Source organism: Natronincola ferrireducens (genome assembly GCF_900100845.1).
Lineage (GTDB): Bacteria > Bacillota > Clostridia > Peptostreptococcales > Natronincolaceae > Natronincola_B > Natronincola_B ferrireducens.
Map to the genome: position 1 here is coordinate 268,478 of NZ_FNFP01000001.1, position 17,950 is coordinate 286,427.

At 36.4% G+C, this 17,950-nt stretch carries 22 protein-coding genes; 19 read left to right on the forward strand and 3 right to left on the reverse strand.

The window, feature by feature from the left end; genetic code table 11:
• Positions 1-79: 79 nt before the first annotated feature.
• From BLS22_RS01205 to BLS22_RS15310, 14 genes are all read left to right on the forward strand, one after another.
• A complete protein-coding gene (locus BLS22_RS01205; protein ID WP_090549151.1) occupies positions 80-1,330 on the forward strand; it encodes a serine hydroxymethyltransferase in 1,251 nt (416 codons plus the stop codon).
• A gap of 20 nt (positions 1,331-1,350) precedes the next feature.
• Positions 1,351-2,607: a M20 metallopeptidase family protein gene (locus tag BLS22_RS01210; protein ID WP_244269431.1), complete on the forward strand. Its 1,257-nt coding sequence runs from the start codon at positions 1,351-1,353 to the stop codon at positions 2,605-2,607.
• Between the two features lie 13 nt (positions 2,608-2,620).
• Complete coding sequence (locus tag BLS22_RS01215; protein WP_208974651.1) at positions 2,621-3,430, forward strand: DUF3100 domain-containing protein; 810 nt, start codon at positions 2,621-2,623, stop codon at positions 3,428-3,430.
• Between the two features lie 21 nt (positions 3,431-3,451).
• Positions 3,452-3,907, forward strand: coding sequence for a hypothetical protein (locus BLS22_RS01220; RefSeq protein WP_090549157.1), 456 nt, complete (start codon positions 3,452-3,454; stop codon positions 3,905-3,907).
• Positions 3,908-4,203: 296 nt separating this feature from the next.
• Complete coding sequence (locus BLS22_RS01225; RefSeq protein ID WP_090549160.1) at positions 4,204-4,941, forward strand: ComF family protein; 738 nt, start codon at positions 4,204-4,206, stop codon at positions 4,939-4,941.
• Positions 4,942-5,006: 65 nt separating this feature from the next.
• Entirely contained in the window at positions 5,007-5,426 is a 420-nt protein-coding gene (locus tag BLS22_RS01230) for a TIGR03826 family flagellar region protein (RefSeq protein WP_090549163.1), read from the forward strand.
• Positions 5,427-5,499: 73 nt separating this feature from the next.
• Positions 5,500-5,790, forward strand: a complete 291-nt coding sequence (gene flgM / locus BLS22_RS01235; protein WP_090549166.1) for a flagellar biosynthesis anti-sigma factor FlgM — start codon at positions 5,500-5,502, stop codon at positions 5,788-5,790.
• A 36-nt stretch (positions 5,791-5,826) separates the two neighbouring features.
• Positions 5,827-6,318 carry a flagellar protein FlgN gene (locus tag BLS22_RS01240; RefSeq protein WP_090549169.1) on the forward strand — a complete coding sequence of 164 codons (492 nt, stop codon included), beginning with the start codon at positions 5,827-5,829 and terminating at the stop codon, positions 6,316-6,318.
• A gap of 35 nt (positions 6,319-6,353) precedes the next feature.
• Entirely contained in the window at positions 6,354-7,880 is a 1,527-nt protein-coding gene (gene flgK / locus BLS22_RS01245; RefSeq protein WP_090549171.1) for a flagellar hook-associated protein FlgK, read from the forward strand.
• Between the two features lie 10 nt (positions 7,881-7,890).
• Complete coding sequence (gene flgL, locus BLS22_RS01250) at positions 7,891-9,267, forward strand: flagellar hook-associated protein FlgL (RefSeq protein ID WP_090549174.1); 1,377 nt, start codon at positions 7,891-7,893, stop codon at positions 9,265-9,267.
• Between the two features lie 75 nt (positions 9,268-9,342).
• Positions 9,343-9,837 carry a flagellar assembly protein FliW gene (gene fliW, locus BLS22_RS01255; protein WP_090549177.1) on the forward strand — a complete coding sequence of 165 codons (495 nt, stop codon included), beginning with the start codon at positions 9,343-9,345 and terminating at the stop codon, positions 9,835-9,837.
• 2 nt (positions 9,838-9,839) lie between these two features.
• Entirely contained in the window at positions 9,840-10,076 is a 237-nt protein-coding gene (csrA, locus tag BLS22_RS01260) for a carbon storage regulator CsrA (RefSeq protein ID WP_090549181.1), read from the forward strand.
• Between the two features lie 256 nt (positions 10,077-10,332).
• Complete coding sequence (locus BLS22_RS01265) at positions 10,333-11,142, forward strand: flagellin N-terminal helical domain-containing protein (protein WP_090549184.1); 810 nt, start codon at positions 10,333-10,335, stop codon at positions 11,140-11,142.
• Positions 11,143-11,339: 197 nt separating this feature from the next.
• Positions 11,340-11,552, forward strand: coding sequence for a flagellin N-terminal helical domain-containing protein (locus tag BLS22_RS15310; RefSeq protein ID WP_280139562.1), 213 nt, complete (start codon positions 11,340-11,342; stop codon positions 11,550-11,552).
• Between the two features lie 266 nt (positions 11,553-11,818).
• Here BLS22_RS15310 and BLS22_RS01275 read toward each other — a convergent pair whose 3' ends face one another.
• Positions 11,819-12,127 (reverse strand): DUF4282 domain-containing protein, encoded by a 309-nt coding sequence (locus BLS22_RS01275; RefSeq protein ID WP_090549190.1) that lies wholly within the window; start codon positions 12,125-12,127, stop codon positions 11,819-11,821.
• 230 nt (positions 12,128-12,357) lie between these two features.
• Between BLS22_RS01275 and BLS22_RS01280 the strand changes: the two genes are divergently transcribed.
• The 5 genes from BLS22_RS01280 to BLS22_RS01300 all read left to right on the forward strand — a co-directional run bounded on the left by BLS22_RS01280 (position 12,358) and on the right by BLS22_RS01300 (position 14,932).
• The gene (locus BLS22_RS01280; protein WP_176761997.1) at positions 12,358-12,705 is read left to right on the forward strand and encodes a transposase; all 348 of its coding nucleotides are present in this window, start codon (positions 12,358-12,360) and stop codon (positions 12,703-12,705) included.
• 51 nt (positions 12,706-12,756) lie between these two features.
• A complete protein-coding gene (locus tag BLS22_RS01285) occupies positions 12,757-13,515 on the forward strand; it encodes an REP-associated tyrosine transposase (RefSeq protein WP_090549195.1) in 759 nt (252 codons plus the stop codon).
• A gap of 79 nt (positions 13,516-13,594) precedes the next feature.
• A complete protein-coding gene (locus BLS22_RS01290; RefSeq protein ID WP_090549198.1) occupies positions 13,595-13,792 on the forward strand; it encodes a YjfB family protein in 198 nt (65 codons plus the stop codon).
• Positions 13,793-14,046: 254 nt separating this feature from the next.
• The gene (locus BLS22_RS01295; protein ID WP_090549201.1) at positions 14,047-14,484 is read left to right on the forward strand and encodes a hypothetical protein; all 438 of its coding nucleotides are present in this window, start codon (positions 14,047-14,049) and stop codon (positions 14,482-14,484) included.
• Between the two features lie 16 nt (positions 14,485-14,500).
• On the forward strand, positions 14,501-14,932 hold the full coding sequence (locus BLS22_RS01300; RefSeq protein ID WP_090549204.1) for a ferritin-like domain-containing protein: 432 nt from the start codon (positions 14,501-14,503) through the stop codon (positions 14,930-14,932).
• Positions 14,933-14,985: 53 nt separating this feature from the next.
• On the opposite strand, the gene BLS22_RS01305 is transcribed toward BLS22_RS01300, so the two are convergent.
• On the reverse strand, positions 14,986-16,161 hold the full coding sequence (locus BLS22_RS01305) for an HD-GYP domain-containing protein (RefSeq protein ID WP_176761998.1): 1,176 nt from the start codon (positions 16,159-16,161) through the stop codon (positions 14,986-14,988).
• 294 nt (positions 16,162-16,455) lie between these two features.
• The gene (locus BLS22_RS01310; RefSeq protein WP_090549211.1) at positions 16,456-17,664 is read right to left on the reverse strand and encodes a GGDEF domain-containing protein; all 1,209 of its coding nucleotides are present in this window, start codon (positions 17,662-17,664) and stop codon (positions 16,456-16,458) included.
• Positions 17,665-17,950 lie beyond the last annotated feature (286 nt).

Here is a 17,950-nt window from a genome sequence, read left to right on the forward strand (position 1 = left end):
AATTTTAAAGAAAGAAATTGTTTGAGATAATTAATTTAAAATATTTAAAAAATTCAAAATATATCTTGGAGGGATAAATATGTTACATACTGTTAAAGAAAAGGATATGGATTTATACAATATCGTGGAGGAGGAGCTTCAACGTCAAAGGACTGGTATTGAAATGATAGCATCTGAAAGCTATGTACCAACCCAAGTTTTGGAATTACAAGGTAGTATATTGACCAATAAGACAATGGAGGGCTTTCCAGGCAAAAGATATCATGCGGGAAGTAAAGTTATTGACAAGGCAGAGATATTAGGTATTGAGAGGGCAAAAGAGTTATTCAAGGCTGAACACGCCAATATACAGCCCCATTCTGGATCAAATGCTAACCACTGTGTCTATACAGCAATTTTAAATCCTGGAGATACAGTATTGGGAATGCGATTAGATCAAGGAGGCCATCTGACCCATGGCAGCAGCGCCAACTTTTCTGGTAAAGTATATAACTTTGTTTCCTATGGGTTAAATAGAGAAACAGAGGAAATCGACTATGAAGAAATTGAAACATTAGCCCAGCAACATAGACCTAAGCTTATCGTTGCAGGAGCCAGTGCATATCCTAGGGTGATAGACTATGAAAAAATCAGTAATATTGCTAAAAAAATAGATGCATACTTCATGGTGGATATGGCTCATGTGGCAGGCCTAGTGGCGGCAGGGGTTAACCCAAGTCCAGTAGCCTATGCAGATTTTGTAACCTCTACAACCACCAAAACCCTGGCGGGAGCAAGGGGAGGATTTATCCTTTGCAAAGAAAAATATGCAAAAGCACTGGACAAAGCGACATTTCCAGGGGCTCAGGGGTCAATGCACCTTCATGTAATGGCAGCCAAAGCCTATACCTTTAAACATGCTATGAGTCAAGAGTTTAGAGATTGTATGAAACAAGTAGTAAAAAATGCTCAAAAGCTAGCGGAGATTTTAAAAGAAAATGGTTTTAGAATTGTAACTGGGGGTACCGACAATCATATATTATTGGTGGATTTACGACCTAAAAATTTAACAGGGGCTGAATTTGAAAGGGCTTTAGAAGCTGTTGGCATAACCGTCAATAAGAATATGATTCCCTTTGATCCTGAAAAACCATTGATAACAAGTGGTGTAAGAATAGGCACAACAGCCATGACCACAAGGGGTATGAAGGAAAAAGAAATGGTAGAGATAGGTCATATCATGAATAGGGTAGCTGAGGGTATTGAAGATCATAAAGCTTTGGAGGAGATTCAATCTGAAGTACTGGTGTTAAGCTCAAGATTTCCCCTTTATCCAGGGTACTTTGAGTAGGGGAGGATGCAAAAATTTGTTTGATAGGCTATTCTCACCTAGAAGAATTTATTAAAACCAATGGAATGGAGGCGAGCTTTATGGAGTCTATAAGATCCCTTATGGAAAAATATAAAGAAGAGCTGATAGAAATCAGGCAGGATTTCCACATGAATCCGGAATTAAGCTTTAAAGAATATCGAACAACGGAAAAAATAAAAGAACTCCTTGTAAAATACAATATAGAAATTGTAGATATAGGTATAGAAACAGGTGTTATAGGTCTGTTGAGGGGAAAAGAAGAAGGACCCACCATCGCCCTAAGAGGAGATATTGATGCCTTACCGATTTTTGAAGAGAATAATGTTCCCTATAAATCAAGGGTGGAGGGTGTTATGCATGCCTGTGGTCATGATGTTCATGCCACTTCACTTTTAGGTGCAGCTATGATTTTGTCAGAATTAAGGGATGAAATAAAGGGAAATGTGAAATTTATTTTTCAACCAGCAGAAGAAGTGAATAAGGGTGCTAAGCTATTAGTAGAAAAGGGGGTTATGGAGAATCCTAAAGTAGATGCGGTATTCGGCCTCCATAATCATCCAGATATTCCAGCAGGTAAAGTAGGTGTAAAGCTGGGGGGATTAATGGCTGCTGTAGATACCATTAGAGTTCAAGTGAAGGGTGTTGGGGGTCATGGTGCTATTCCCAATAGAACAATTGATCCTATAGTAGCATCCAGTGCCATTATTATGGGATTGCAAAGTGTTGTCAGCAGGAATGTAAACCCTCTAGAAGCAGCGGTAGTATCTATAGGTACAATCAACGCAGGGATTGCTAACAATGTTATACCTGAAGAAGTAAGAATGACGGGGACTGTAAGAAGCTTTAGTAAAGAACTGCGAAAGGAGCTTCCTAGTCTATTGGAGAGAAATATAGAAAATAGTGCAAAGGCCTATGGTGCCGAGGCTACATTAGAATATATATTTGATTTGCCAGCAGTAATCAATGAAGAAGAAATGTATAAACTGGGGGTTGCTGCTGTATCGGAAATATGTACTCCTGAGGGTATCGTAGATCCTATCCCTTCAATGGGAGGAGAGGACTTTTCTATCTATATGGAAAAAGCTCCAGGCTGCTTTTATTGGTTAGGAGTGGGTAACCAAGAAAAGGAATGTGTTTATCAGTGGCATAACCCTAAATTCAATATTGATGAAGATGCTTTACCAATAGGAAGTGGTATATTAGCTGAATCTGTTATGAAGGCTATAGATTATTTTATAGCTAAAAATAAAAGATAAAGGGGTGTATATGATGGATCAAGGTAAGCCGCTATGGAAAGACCCAAAGCTACATGGAGTAGTATTAGTAATCACATTGATTACGGAAAAAATAGGAACCCATAGAGTTCCCATAGGCCCAGGAGTTATTTTGTTTTTACCAATGCTGTATGCTATGATTTTAGGACTAATTCTCTTTTTAACAAAACTAGTAAAAGAAGAACAAGCTACTACAGCAGAACCAATCATTGTTTTATCTATTACTTTATTGATTGCAAAAATAGGGGTGTTAATTGGACCCTCCATCGACAGAATCATTGCTGCAGGACCTGCTTTGCTCCTACAGGAGTTTGGAAACCTAGGAACTATTGTTTTTGCTCTGCCTATTGCTTTATTATTAGGATTTAAGAGGGAAGCTGTTGGCATGACCCATTCCATAGGCAGGGAACCAAATGTTGGATTAATTGTAGATAAATATGGATTTAACTCACCAGAAGGTAGAGGTGTAATGATTGTTTATATTGTAGGAACGATGTTTGGCACCATATTTATGGGCTTGATAGCAGGTTTTCTTGCTTCTGCCACTCCATTGCACCCTCTGGCATTTGCTATGGCAACTGGGGTAGGAAGTGGAAGTTTAATGGCGGCGGCTTCAGGAACACTGGCCAATTTATTTCCAGAAATGTCGGATGACATTATTGCCTTTGCTGGGGCCAGCAACCTATTATCAACAGGATTTGGATTATATATGTCTGTATTTGTTGCTCTACCTTTGACCAATAAGCTATACAATTGGTTAGAGCCTAAAATAGGGCGTGGGAATAAAGTGAAGGAAGAAGCCTAAAGGGGAAGGGAGGAAAAATTAATGAAATTGAAAGAACTACAAGAATGGATTATTCTGTTGTTAATTATAGGTATAATGGCTTTGCTAGGCAACTATATTGGATATGGAGAAGCAATTGCAGCATCTATTCCTGGAATGATAATACTTATACTCATTAGTCTAGCAGGAATGATTTTAGCTAAAATTATCCCTATCAATATCCCCAGTATTGCATATATCGGTATTATAGGGATGGTACTTACAATTCCAGGTGTTCCTTTTTCGGAAACAGTCGTTGCATATACACAAAAAGTACAATTTTTAGCCCTTGCCACTCCAGTTTTAGCCTACGCTGGAATTGCCATAGGAAAAAGCTGGAATGATTTTACCAAATTAGGATGGAAAAGCATCGTGGTTTCTCTATTTGTGCTATTCGGGACATTCCTGGGTTCTGCTGTCATTGCACAAATCATCTTAAAAAGCCAAGGCATCATATAAAATATGTTCCATATAGATAATAGAGGACCTATAGGGTTTGGTCTAATAAATATTTCATAGTAATTTTATATAGAAAGAAAAGCCTTAGGAGAATTCTTGAAAATAGAGGGTTCTCCTTTTATATTCCTTGATCCCTCCCCTATAGAAGCGGAAATGTTAGTAATAAATCAAAGCATAAGAAACATAAAATCAAGCTAATGGAGATAAAAGGATTATCGAGACTTTTATCGAATAATGAATAATATTGAAAAAATTAAACTGCCTTTTTATAAAATTTGATAAAAATGAGGGGAAAAATGAAGCTTTTAGCCCAGTTAATGGATTATACAGAAGCGTTACTGGATTTTATTTATCCAACCCATATCAACTGCATTACTTGCAACGGTTATTTAGGGGGTGAAGGAAAATATGGTCTTTGTTCCCCCTGTCTAAAGAAAATTACATTTATTACCGATAATAGTTGTAGGAAATGCTCAAAGCCCCTGAGCACCATGGAGGATTTGGATATCTGTGGGGATTGTAGGGATACCCAATATGCCTTTGATAGGGTTATTGCTGTGGTAGAATATGAGGGAATTATACAAAAACTAGTGTTTCGGTTGAAGTATCAGGATGCCACCTATTTAGCTAGACATATGGCTCTTATGATGACGGATGTTCTGAAGAAAGAAGAAATAGCAGCAGATGTCATTTTAGCAGTTCCTCTATATCCTCAAAAAGAAAAACAGCGGGGCTATAACCAAGCCCATCTTCTAGCTAAATATATTAGCAAAAATATGGGTATAGATTATAAAAAGCATCAATTAGTAAGGATAAAGAACACAGAAGTAATGCATAATCTCTCCAGAAGGCAGCGACGTCAAAATGTCAGCAAAGCCTTTCACATAAGAGATGGAAATTTTCTAGTGGACAAGACCATCCTACTAGTTGATGATATATTCACCAGTGGTGCCACTGCTGAGGCCTGCAGCAAAGTGGTGATAGAGGCAGGAGCAAGGTCTGTAGTGGTTGTAACCTTTGCAAGAGGGATATAAAGTTAATTATTCATTATTCATTTTCAATTATTCATTCCGCCACAGGCGGCAGAGGAGGGGATTTGATGGAATTAAAAAATTGTACCAAGTGTGGCAGGGCCTTTGCTTATACTGGTTCAGACCTGTGTTCCCGTTGCGATAATACCGATGAAGAGGATTTTAAAAAGGTAAAGGACTATTTATACGATCACCCAGGGGCCAATATTTTGGAGGTTTCTGAGGCAACTGAGGTCAGCGAAAAAAAGATATTAAAGTTTTTAAGGGAAAACAGAATAGAAATTCGAGAAGCCGACAATTTATTGTTAGGCTGTGAAAGGTGTGCTGCACCTATCCGTTCTGGAAAATTCTGCGACAAATGTGCAGCCCAATTAAAAAAGGAATTTTCCTCTATCCTTCAAACCAACAAGACGGAACCAGACAAACCTAAAATAACCACCAAAAGTAATAAGATGTATACCGCTGAAATTAGAAAAAAATTTAAATAAGGTAAAGAAACACCTCTAACTTACCGATAATACTATTAACAATAAAGAATCGGAAAGTTAGAGGTGTTTTTTTATGAAGATTTATAACAATCCCAACATCAATAAAATCATGGAAGTCTATAACAAAACCAGCAAGTCTGTCGAGAAGACCAACCAAGTTCAACAGACGAAGGACAAACTAGAGATATCCCAAAGCGCAAAGGAATTTCAAATAGCTATGCAGGCCTTTAAAAATCTTCCAGAGGTACGGGAGGAAAAGCTGAAGGAAATCAAAGAAAAAATCGAAACAAATAGCTACAATATATCTGGAAAAGAAATAGCCAACAAAATTTTAGAAGGAATCATGATAGATAAAAAGTTATAGATACTTGAAGGCTACAGGACAGATGGAGGTGTTTGGATGAAATCTATTGAACAGTTAAAGGAAGCCCTACAGCAGGAGTTAAACATGTATCAGCAGGTGTTGGAGATGGCGAAGGAAAAGACGCAAATTATAAAACAAGGACGTTTAAAGGAACTAGAGGAAAATACTTCTAAGGAACAGCAATATATTCGTACAATGGGAACCTTTGAAAAAATCCGTCGCTCTATTTTCACCAATATATCCCAAGAACTAGAAATTCAAGAGCCCAGCAGTGTATCGGAGCTTCTCCTTCATCTGGAGGAAGAAGAGGCCTCCCATATAGATGATATAAGGAATCAACTACTGGAGGTTATCCATAGATTAGAAGAGATAAACAAACTAAATGAGAAGCTAATTTATCAAAGTTTAGAGTATGTTAACTTCAACATAGAATTGATGACTACTTCCCATGAGACCAGCAGCCATTATGGAGAAAAAGAAGCAGGGAACCGTAAAACCGTTGCAAGTCTATTGGACATAAAGGTTTAGAGAAGGAGACAATATCATATAAAGGTGGTAGAACAATGCGATCGACATTTTTAGGATTTAATACAGCCCGTTCTGGGTTGTTTGCAGCCCAAAGGGCTTTAGATATAACCGGCCATAACATTGCCAATGTCAATACAAAGGGATATACAAGGCAACGGTTAGAACAGGCACAAAGCAACCCTATGGCTCTGCCAGGGGGACAAGGCATGCTGGGGACAGGTGTGGACACCCTAGCCATCAAACAACTACGAAATGAGTTTTTGGATTATAAGTTTAGGGGAGAAAACAATGCTTTGGGCTATTGGGAGGCCAAAAGGGACGGTCTTCACTTTATCGAAAGCATCTTTAATGAACCCTCGGAGACTGGAATCAGTACGGTTATGGATGAATTGTTTTCATCCTTTCAGGAGCTTAGTAAAAACCCCGAAAACCTCACAACTAGATCTTTAGTTCGCCAAAGGGCCATAGCCTTTACCAATACAGTAAACCATATGTACAATCAACTGGAAAAAATGGCAAAGGATTTAAACTTTGACATTCAGGCAACCGTCAATTCCATCAACGGCTATGCTGAACAAATTGGACGTCTAAATGAACAGATTTTCCGTAATGAAATTGATGGAGGAAATGCCAATGACCTTAGGGACCAAAGAAATCTTCTAATTGATGAGCTTTCTAAGCTGGTAAATGTAGAGGTGGTGGAGGTTTTAGATGTCAATGATGACGTTGCCTCTACTAAAGACCATGTAGGGAAAAAAATGGTCCTTCAAATCAATGGACAACCTTTAGTATCCCATGATAAAGTCTACAGATTAGATGCCACCCACAAGGATGCATCGGAGTTCTTTGAAGAAGAGCTAGACACTACAGTTTTCATGAACACTATAAAGTGGCAAAATGGCAGCACCCTAAATACCTCAGGTCTGAAGGGGGAGTTAAAGGCCCTATTGGATTTAAGGGATGGGGAAACAGGAAGCACCAAGGGTATCCCCTTTTATATTGGTGAATTGAATCGGTTCGTTGAAAAGTTTGCTCAAAAGGTTAATGATCTCCATGCCCAAGGATATGGACTAAGTGGTGATACTGGTAACTTCTTTTTTACTGCCAATGGTGTATCCACTCAGGATATGAAGGATGATGATAACCTTAAGATTACTGCTAGAAATATAAAAATTTCACTGGACATTGAGGATTTAAATAAAATTGCTGCCTCCAGTAGTTCAGACCTGCTACCAGGGGATGCCTCCATTGCTTTAAAAATGCTGGAGCTCCGCCATGATAGCCATATGTTTACTGAAGGTAAACCAGAGGATTTCATCAAATCCGTGATATCTAACCTAGGGGTAGATACCCAGGCGGCCATCCGAAACGCCTTCAATCAACAGGTATTGACGGAACAGGTGGATGGCGAGAGACAGCGGATTTCAGGGGTATCGATGGATGAAGAGCTATCTAGAATGGTTATGTTTCAGCACGCCTACAATGCCTCTGCTAGAATGATCACCACCATGGATGAAATGCTGGATGTAGTGATTAACCGAATAGGCTTAGTGGGAAGGTAGGGGGGTATATATGCGAATTACTAATAATATGATGATTACCAACATGATGCGAAATCTAAATCGCAATATGCTGCAGCTGGACAAAAGACAAATGCAGGTCTCCACAGGGAAAAGAATCCACAAGCCCTCCGATGATCCTATAGCTATTTCTAGAAGCTTAAAAATCCGTGCAGATATCAGCGAATTAGAACAATATAGAAAAAATGCAGATGACTCCGTCTCTTGGTTAGAGAGTACAGAATTGGCAGCCATTAATACAGGAAAAGCCATGCAACGGCTAAGGGAGATTACCGTTCAAGCCGCCAATGGTGTCCTAACGGAAGAAGAAACCCGTAAAATTCAAGAAGAGGTTAAGGAAATTAAACAACAAATTATCAACCTTGGGAATACTACCTATGCCGGTAAATATATTTTCTCAGGAAAAAATACCGATAAGCCTCTATTTGATCACTTTGGAAATTATAATATCGATCAATTTGATGCCAGAAATCCCAACCTCATTGATCATCGTATTCAATACGAGGTAGGGGTAGGAGAGTTAATAGAAATCAACACCCTAGGGATTGACTTGTTTGAAAGCTATAGCAATGCTTCAGATTTAACCTTAAGCTTTCCTACAAGGCTAGGAGAAGAACATGCCACCAAGCTGAAGCTGGAGGGGTTGGAGATAGGTATAGAAATGACAGATGAAGGTGATCCGGAAGCTGAACCTCCTGTACCTCCTACATATAAAGCTATCTTGGAGATAGAAGGTGAAGAAAATTCTCCTATAACCATAACGATGGGACTAGATGAAGATAGCAATCCAATCTATCTAGTAGATGAAAATGGAGATCAAATTCTAGATGAAGATGGGAATCCAATTCCTGAAAATAAAGAAGCTTTTATGAATAGAGTCATTGGTGAATTAAAAGGTGCTATAGATGCTATAGAAAATCCATTGCACCCATTAAAAAACTTTAACTTTACAGCTCAAAACCTAAAGGAAGGCAGAGTTGTAGCAGGTAGTGAAGAAAGTGATGATAACTGGACCATTAAGGCCCAGCCTAAAAAGGCTGGTTTAATCCATCTGATAGAGAGAATAGAAGGATTTATGAAGGAAGGAAAGCATGAGGAGCTTAACAACCAGCTGGGGAACATCGATAAATACATGGACTCCCTTCTGACCACCCGTTCAGAAATAGGGGCAAAGGTAAACCGTATGGAATTAGTTCAAAACAGAATTGCCGATGACAAAATCAATTTTAGAAACCTACAATCCCAACTGGAGGATGCCGACATGGGGGAGGTCATCATGGAGCTCATGAACGAAGAAAACGTCTACCGTGCCGCCCTTTCAGTAGGAGCCAGAATCATTCAACCAACCCTACTTGATTTTCTGAGGTAAAACCTTATAATTGTTTTAATGAATTTCGTAGGGAAGGGTCTGTGACCCTTCCGCAAAAATATAGGAGGAAAGATCATGAAACTAAACACCAGACACTTTGGAGAAATCGAAATAGATGAAAGCAAAATATTGTTTTTCTCCGATGGCATTCCGGGATTCGAAGACTTAACCCAATATATTATTCTACACAACCCTGACGAGGAAACCCCCTTCCACTGGCTACAGGCCATAGAGGATGGAGATTTAGCCTTTGTTATTGTAAATCCCTTTATCTTCAAAGCCAACTATGACTTTGAAATCCCTAAAAACATCATAGAAAAACTAGAAATAAAGTCCCCAGAGGATGTCAGTGTTTTTGCCATTGTCATCATCCCAGAGGATATTAGCAAGATGACAGCCAACCTAAGGGCCCCCATCATCATCAACACAGCTAATAACAAAGCCAAGCAAATCATGCTAGATGATGAAGCCTACCACACAAAGCACTATATCCTACAGGAAATGAAGAATCTCACTGCCACAAAACAACTAAAAGTAGAGGAACAAAAAGCAGTAGAGGGGGCGAAATAGCCATGCTGGTACTGTCAAGAAAGCTGGAAGAAAGCATCATGCTAGGAAAAGACATAGAAATCAAAATCCTCGCCATAGAAGACGACAAAGTGAAACTGGGTATCTCTGCACCAAAGGATGTAGATATTCTAAGAAAAGAAATCTATGTAGAGGTTCAAGAGGAAAACAAAGCCGCCAGTCTAAAGAGTAGAGATTTTGCTGAGTTAAAGGGTATTTTTAGTAAAAAAGATGAGAAATAAGTAACTATGAAGAAAAATTTGTAATATAATGAAAAAAATTATCTATTTACCTATAAAGTCTTAGGAAAATATTCCGATATATATTGTAAGATAGAAACAAATCTTACCCATAAACCTTGGCCAAGGAGAGGAAGATTTTTAAAAGCATTTAAATCTTTACAATTTTTCATTTTACATTTTAAACTTTACATTCCGCCCAAAGGGCGGCGGCAAGGATGCCAAAACTAAAAAAACAAATTTCAAGGAGGAATTACAAATGAGAATTAATAACAACTTGATGGCAATGAACACCCACAGACAGTTGGGAGTTAACAACTTGGCAGGATCAAAATCAATGGAAAAATTATCTTCAGGTTTTAGAATTAACAGAGCTGCAGATGATGCTGCTGGTTTATCTATCTCTGAAAAAATGAGAAGTCAGATTAGGGGACTTAATCAAGCAACAAGAAATGCACAAGATGGTATTTCTTTTATTCAAACGGCTGAAGGTGCATTAAATGAAGTTAGTGATATGTTGGTTAGACTTAAAGAACTTAGTGTTCAAGTAGCTAACGGTACTTACAGTGATGACGATAAGATAAACATTGGCGAAGAAATGGTAGCTTTAGGTGAAGCGGCTAATGAAATTCTTACTTCAACTAAATTTAATGGCATTGATGTATTTGGTACTGGTGCTACAATAGCCTATGGAGAAGATGCTTCTCTTACCGTAACTATTGATGCTGCAACAATAACAGATTTTACAGCATTAAAAGGTTTGACTGATGCCGCAACCGATGCTGCAGGGGCTGAAGCTGTTACAGTTACAGCTGTTGAAGATGCAATTACAGAAATGAATACACAAAGAGCAACTTATGGTGCTCAACAAAATAAGCTTGAGCATGTTATTAAAAATCAGGATACAACTCAAGAAAATTTACAAGCAGCTGAATCAAGAATCAGAGACGTAGATATGGCATCAGAAATGATGGAGTTCACTAAGAACAACATCCTTCAACAAGCAGCTACAGCTATGTTAGCTCAAGCAAACCAAGCACCTCAAGGAGTACTTCAATTATTAAGATAAGCAGAGAATCAATTTTAGTGTTTTTCTAAAATTGTGGGAATCGCTTACCCTGATAAACGAAGTGAAGAAGGGTCTTAAAACAAAGAAATAACAACAGAGGGCCAGGCACAACCAAGGGGACGGTTCTTGTGGTTAAATTTTACAGATTTAAATGTTAAAATAAACCATAAGAACCGTCCCTGTGGTTATGTGCTGCTATCAACGCTGAAATTACTCAACTTAATGCAGAGTTGGATGGTATTGCAGAAAGAACTCAGTTTAATGGTAAAAAATTACTAGATGGTAATTTAAATACTGATTTCCAAATCGGTGCTAATGCAGGACAACAAATTAATCTTACTATAGGTACAGCTATGTCATCAACAGGCTTAGCTGTAGGTGGTGTAGCTGTTGATGGTAACCAAGGGTAACCAAGGGGACGGTTCTTGAGGTTGACCTTGACTCAACCAAGGGGACGGTTCTTGAGGTTGAATTTTACAGATTTAAATGTTAAAATAAACCATAAGAACCGTCCCTGTGGTTATGGTTACCTGTGGTTATGCAAAGATGATGGAGTAGGTTGTGAATCCTAATTTAGGTACTAATCTGGATATCAAACTATAATCTAAATCATAGAAATGATAAAAAACACCTCTTCTGAGTTTGAAAATGAAAATCAGAAAAGGTGTTTTTAGATTTATTTATTTTTAATTTCAACTAAAGATTCGTGAATTTTAAAAATAACAATAAGCAATTCACAATATACTCTAATGGTAATTGGAGATAAAAATAGCATTATGATTCCTAAAAATACTTGAGCTCCACCGCCATAATACGCATTCATACCAGAAATGATCATTCCCAATGAAACTAAAACAGACAAGACAAGTCCAATATAAAAGATAATTTTAATAATAGCCGGTGTCATCATTTTATCAAAATTTAAAAAAGTTTTGATGAATCCTTGGTTTTTTACAGTTTCAAATTCCTTCTTTACGTCTTCCATGTGTACGTTCCCCCTCTCTAAAAGAATTTAAGTACTACTATATAACAATTATACCAAAATTAAACAATAATTTTCATTATAGCATAAAAGTAGATGATTACAAAATATTAATGCATAAGGGTAATGCATAAGGGAACGTCAAGTCGCGTCAAAAATCCAATAAATGGATAAGGCAATCTTGATATAGCATGCATAAAATCGCCCATAATAGTAGTAAGGAGGGTGATAGCGTGAGATATATAGAAGGTATTCATAGAAAAAGCAAGATTGCCTTGCCAGAATATGTAGATGACTATGTTACAGAAGATAATCCTGTAAGGATCATAGATACTTTCGTAGAAACAATAGATCTAACTGAATTAGGATTTAAGAATGCAACCTCAAAAGAGAGGGGCAGACCTGGATATAACCCCAAAGACCTACTTAAGCTATACATTTATGGATATATGAACAAAATTACTTCATCAAGAAAATTAGAAAAACAAACCCAAACAAATATAGAAGTAATGTGGCTGCTAAGGAGATTAACACCAGATGACACATACACCAAGGGCATACACCAAGGGGACGGTTCTTGAGGTTGACCTTGACTAATTTAAATGGTAAAATTTACTAGGGGTGTATAAACCATGCCTAGAAGAGGAAGAGAAAAAAGTCAAAGTGGGATATATCACATTATATTACGAGGAATGAACAGGCAAACAATATTTGAGGAAGAAGAAGATGCTATAAAGTTTCTACAAACTTTAAAAGAGTCCAAAGATAAAAGCGGCTATAAATTATATGCCTATTGCTTAATGAGTAACCATATCCATCTACTTTTGAAGGAAGAAGAGGAAGAGCTAGGAATCATTATGAGACGTATTGGTGCCAGTTATGTCTATTGGTACAATGGAAAATATGGTCGATGTGGACATTTATTTCAAGATAGATATAAGAGTGAAACCGTTGAAGATGATCGATATTTACTAACGGTATTAAGGTATATTCACCAAAATCCTCTAAAGGCAGGCTTAGTAAAAGACTTAAAAGATTATAAATGGAGCAGTTACTCTGAATACATAAAGAGAAGTGAAATAATAGACACTGATTTTATACTAAAGCTATTTGCTAAAGATAATAATAAAGCAATCCAAAGCTTTAAAGCATTTCATGAAATCAGTAGTAATGAAACCTGTATGGATATAGAGGAAAATAAAAAGATAACAGATGAGGAAGCTATAAAAATCATAAAAATAGGATGTAAAGTATCCCATTGCATAGATATTCAAGAAATGGAAAAGGAAGAAAAGAATAGGTGCTTAAAGTTACTAAAGGAAAATGGATTATCAACGAGGCAGATAGCTAGACTAACGGGAGTAAGCAGACATATTGTGGTTAAGGCTTAATCACCAAAGGCCCTTAAAAAACAATGGAGATTACTTAGATGATTCCTAAATTATTTCCTAAAAGAAAGGAGCTAATCCCATGGACATAGCAGCCCTATCTATGAGTTTAAGTCAAATGAAGGTAGCCCAGCAAGCCAGTATCTCCGTCATGAAGATGGCGATGGATACTGCTAAAGGACAAACTATAGACCTAACTCAGATGCTAGAAGCTAATACTAAAATGATGGAGCAATCCGTCAATCCCCATGTGGGAACCAATCTAGACATAAAGTTCTAAAGGCTCTAATAAAGGGTCTTTTTTCTTGGGCTTTTCCTGTACTTCATTCTCAGATTTTAATCAATGTCAATTGTAGTTTGTTTGTCTATAAGTATATATAAATACCTAGTACAATAGTGTTTCAATGAGATACTACAGGGTATGAATAGTAGGGATGTAACTTAAGAAAAATTAAGGGAAACCCAGGGGAATATAAACCACAAGAACCGTCCCCTTGGCCTACCCCCTTGGCTTAGAGAGAGGAGGAAATAGATGTGGATAAAAATATTGATTTTAATGGGCTAATAGAAACCGTAGGCAAGTGTTGTCTTTCTGAAAATTCTTGTGGTACATGCCAAAAAGATAATTGTTTAGTTGGGTATTGCAAGCAATCATTATTAACATCATTTAAGCAAAAGGATGAATTTATAGATAGGGGGATGGACTACATACCCTATGCAGATACAAAACTATACGATGAGGAAACACTTGTTAATACAATTGGATTTATTTTAAACCAATGTAAAAACTGTCAGCTTTATCATGATGAAGACTGTATTATTAATATTATTAGAAGCTCTATGGAGGTTGCTCTTTTAGGTGACCATACTGAATATAAAGGAAGTACATTAATGTATTTTTCTGATTTAGGCAATAAAAATAAAGAAATGTCACAAAGAATATATGCTGCATTTAAGCAGGTTAATAAATAGGAGGTATAAGATTAAAATGAACAATTCTAATTTAATTGTAGAAAATATTATTGGAGAAACGAAGGGAACTGAATTAGAAAGAGTAGTTAAGCAAAATTTCAATGGAGAAACAAGCGAAGTTGGTATGTATTTAGCTATGGCAAGACTAGCTCAAAGACAGGGCTATCCAGAAATAGCCGAAGTATTAAAAACTATTGCTTGGGAAGAAGCAGAGCATGCAGCTGTTTTTGCTGAATTTAATGGAATGATTCAAGAAGATATATTTGACAATTTAAAACAGATGCTAGAAGGAGAAACCTTTGCAAATAACGGCAAAAAAGCTGCAGCAGATAAGGCTGAAGAATTAGGGATTACTTCCGCTAGGGACTACTTTAACATATCTGCTAAGGATGAGGCCAGACATGCTAGAATGCTAGAGGGTATATTAAAACGGTTTGGAAAACTCTAGGAAACCATGGGGGCGGTTGAATATTGGCCTCCCCCCTTCCGTAGCTTTACAACCTATACAAATTCAGCTGAATTATTATAGAAAGTATTAAGGGGAACACTAGTAAAGTTGTTATCTTCTTTTTTTATTAATACACTAGCATTTAAATAATCTACCATTACAACATCCCCTATGAAATCCTTTCCTGTACTTATTTTTACTTTTTGACCAATAAAATAGCTATATATTCTTTTTTCAAAAACATAAAAAATATTTAAATCCAGCTCTTCTAAATGGTTTTTACGAATAAGGTTAATTGCCTTTATAGGATTTTCCTGTAGAGTTTGGGTGTAGTAACAATATAACTGGGCAAGATATATAATTTTAGAAAACAAAGGTATTTTATTACCATCATACTGAAATGGATAGCCCTTTCTATTTACAGTTTCATGGTGACAAAGGATAGCATGTTTACAAGCATCACTAAGGAATGTTGAATTTTCAAGTATTGAGTAACTATGTTCTACATGCTTCCGATATTCAGTCTCTTCTTCATCGGAAAGATCAAAGGGCTTGTGTCTAATGGCAGGAGATACCTTTAAAAGCCCTATATCTGCCACCATTCCACAGGTAAATAGAACTTTGGTTTTCTCCCCATCTAATTTTAACCATTTGCCAATCATATAACTGGTTATTGCTATATTATAACAATGGAGATAGAAAGAGGATTCTAGCTTTTTAAGCTTATCTATAATTTGAAAAACACCCACACATTTTTCCATCATCTCCATACTCTCTACTATTTGAGGCTCTAAACTATCTATTTCCTTTGAATCACCTTCTACAATAGATTCAAGAACCTGGTTAAACTTTTCTTGGCATTTTGGGAAAGTATTTTTTAAAAAGTCTTTCTCCTTTATATTTAGAGCAGCTAGTATTTTTTCTAAATCTTCACCCTCCTTACTGGAGTCCTCCTCTCCCAAAGTAGTAGTCTGTAGATCCATCAAACCTTCCAATTCAGTGGCAAGTGATTCTACTTCCACCTCTACATTGATGACCTCTATGTTGTTCTGTTCTAAAAGTCTTTTAATTCTATCTGCTACAGCATCATTCCTAATTTTATAATTTTTAGAAATAAGGAGATTGTTCTGTTGGTTTAGGATTTCTTCTGTAATAATCATGCCGGATTGTATATTGTTTACGGGTATTGTAAATTTAAGGTTTTCCTGTGGATTAGATTCTTTTAGCATAAATGACATCCTTTCTTTATTAAGAGGATATAATTATATTTTGAAGCTACAGAATAAAATTCATTTCAAATAAGATGAGTATTTCCTCCATTATAATCCATTTTTAGGGGATTTTCTACAAATTTTGTAAATTATATAATAAAAAAGACTTTTTCAATGGATATTTAGGAAAAAATTCTATGTTTGCTATACTAAATCCAGTAGAATATGTTAACAAATTTTATGTTGTTTTTAATTTTATATAAATACCTTAAACAGCTATATTTTAGTTTGTTGAAGGTATTTACGTTATATTTATTTACTCACACAATTTCGACCCTTCTTTTTAGCCCGATAGAGGGCTTTATCCGCCGCATTTCTTACTTCTTCTGGTGTTGTATATTTTTGATTTTTTTCAGCAACCCCAATACTGATAGTGACTTTAAGTGCTTTTGCTGGATTAGATTTGCCTTGTTTTCTTTTAGTTGACTTTCTCTTATAGATATAAGATTTCTGGCTAATATCTTTTCTTAGCTTCTCTAGGCTTGGCAGGACGGAGGCCATACTTTTTCCCGAAAAAACAATTGTAAATTCTTCTCCTCCATAGCGAAAAGCCTTGCCACCTGCATCAACACCTTTTAAAATCGACGCCACCATAGCAAGAACATCATCCCCTACATCGTGGCCATATTTATCATTGAACTTCTTAAAAAAGTCAATATCCAGCATAGCGATAGTATATTGCCCCCCAAGCTTTAAAAGGGTTTCTTCTAAAGCTCTTCGAGAAGGAATTTGCGTTAATTCATCGATGTAAGCCATATTATAAGAGGAACTAATTACTGATATTATAAGCAGCATACCCATAGTAGAATAAAAGATAGGCAAAGAAACTGAGATATCTTCAAGATAGGTTGTAGCAGTAATTAATAGTAATATAGTTACAATTGATCTGTCGGTAAAGGAAGTAGTTTTTATAGCTTTTATTATAAGAATAAGAATTGCAAGAAGAAGGAGTGCTATACTAAGGGTGTTTATTCCTACTTCCTTTACAAAGGGTAAATTTATTTTATCATGTAGATATTTATCAATCTCTCCACTTCCAATTTCTAGGGCATAAGTACTAAGCCATCCTTGAAGAATAAGCAGAGTAAATTTTAATTTCCCCCAAAGACTTAAAATGCCTCTTTCTTTAAAAAATGAAAACAGTAATAGATTTAGCACTACTAAAATTAAAAGAATAGCTTGTTGCTGCTGATTTTGAGGGGGTATATTAAATATAAAATTAGGTATTTTTATTTGAGTCCAATAAAAGGCTAGTAAAATTAATGCTATAAAAAAAATTTTGCTTTTGTTGAACCAAACACCCAAGAGAATAGCTAAAACAAATGAAATTGCAGCTATGGAGGGTAGTACATTCATCCAAGGGATAGGTAATATATTTATATTTATGTGGGCTATGTAAGTAACAGCTAAAAATCCAAATGAAGTAATAACAGGTAATAATAAACGTAAAATTTTCTGCATAAAAAGCTTCCTTTCTAGTGTATATGGTTCTAGTGGGTAAGGTGCTTTTAAGAGGAACCTTCTATAGAATTATCGACAAATTATAAAAAAAGTTTAGTTGTTGGTAAAATCAACAACCAAGGGGACGGTTCTTGTGGTTGAACTTTGCAGATCTAAATGTTAAAATATACCATATTTGTATAAACCATGCCTAGGAGAGGAAGAGCTATGAATCATTATTATAAACCACAAGAACCGTCCCTGTGGTTGTAAAGCCTAGAATAGATAAGCCAAAGGGTATAGCTAT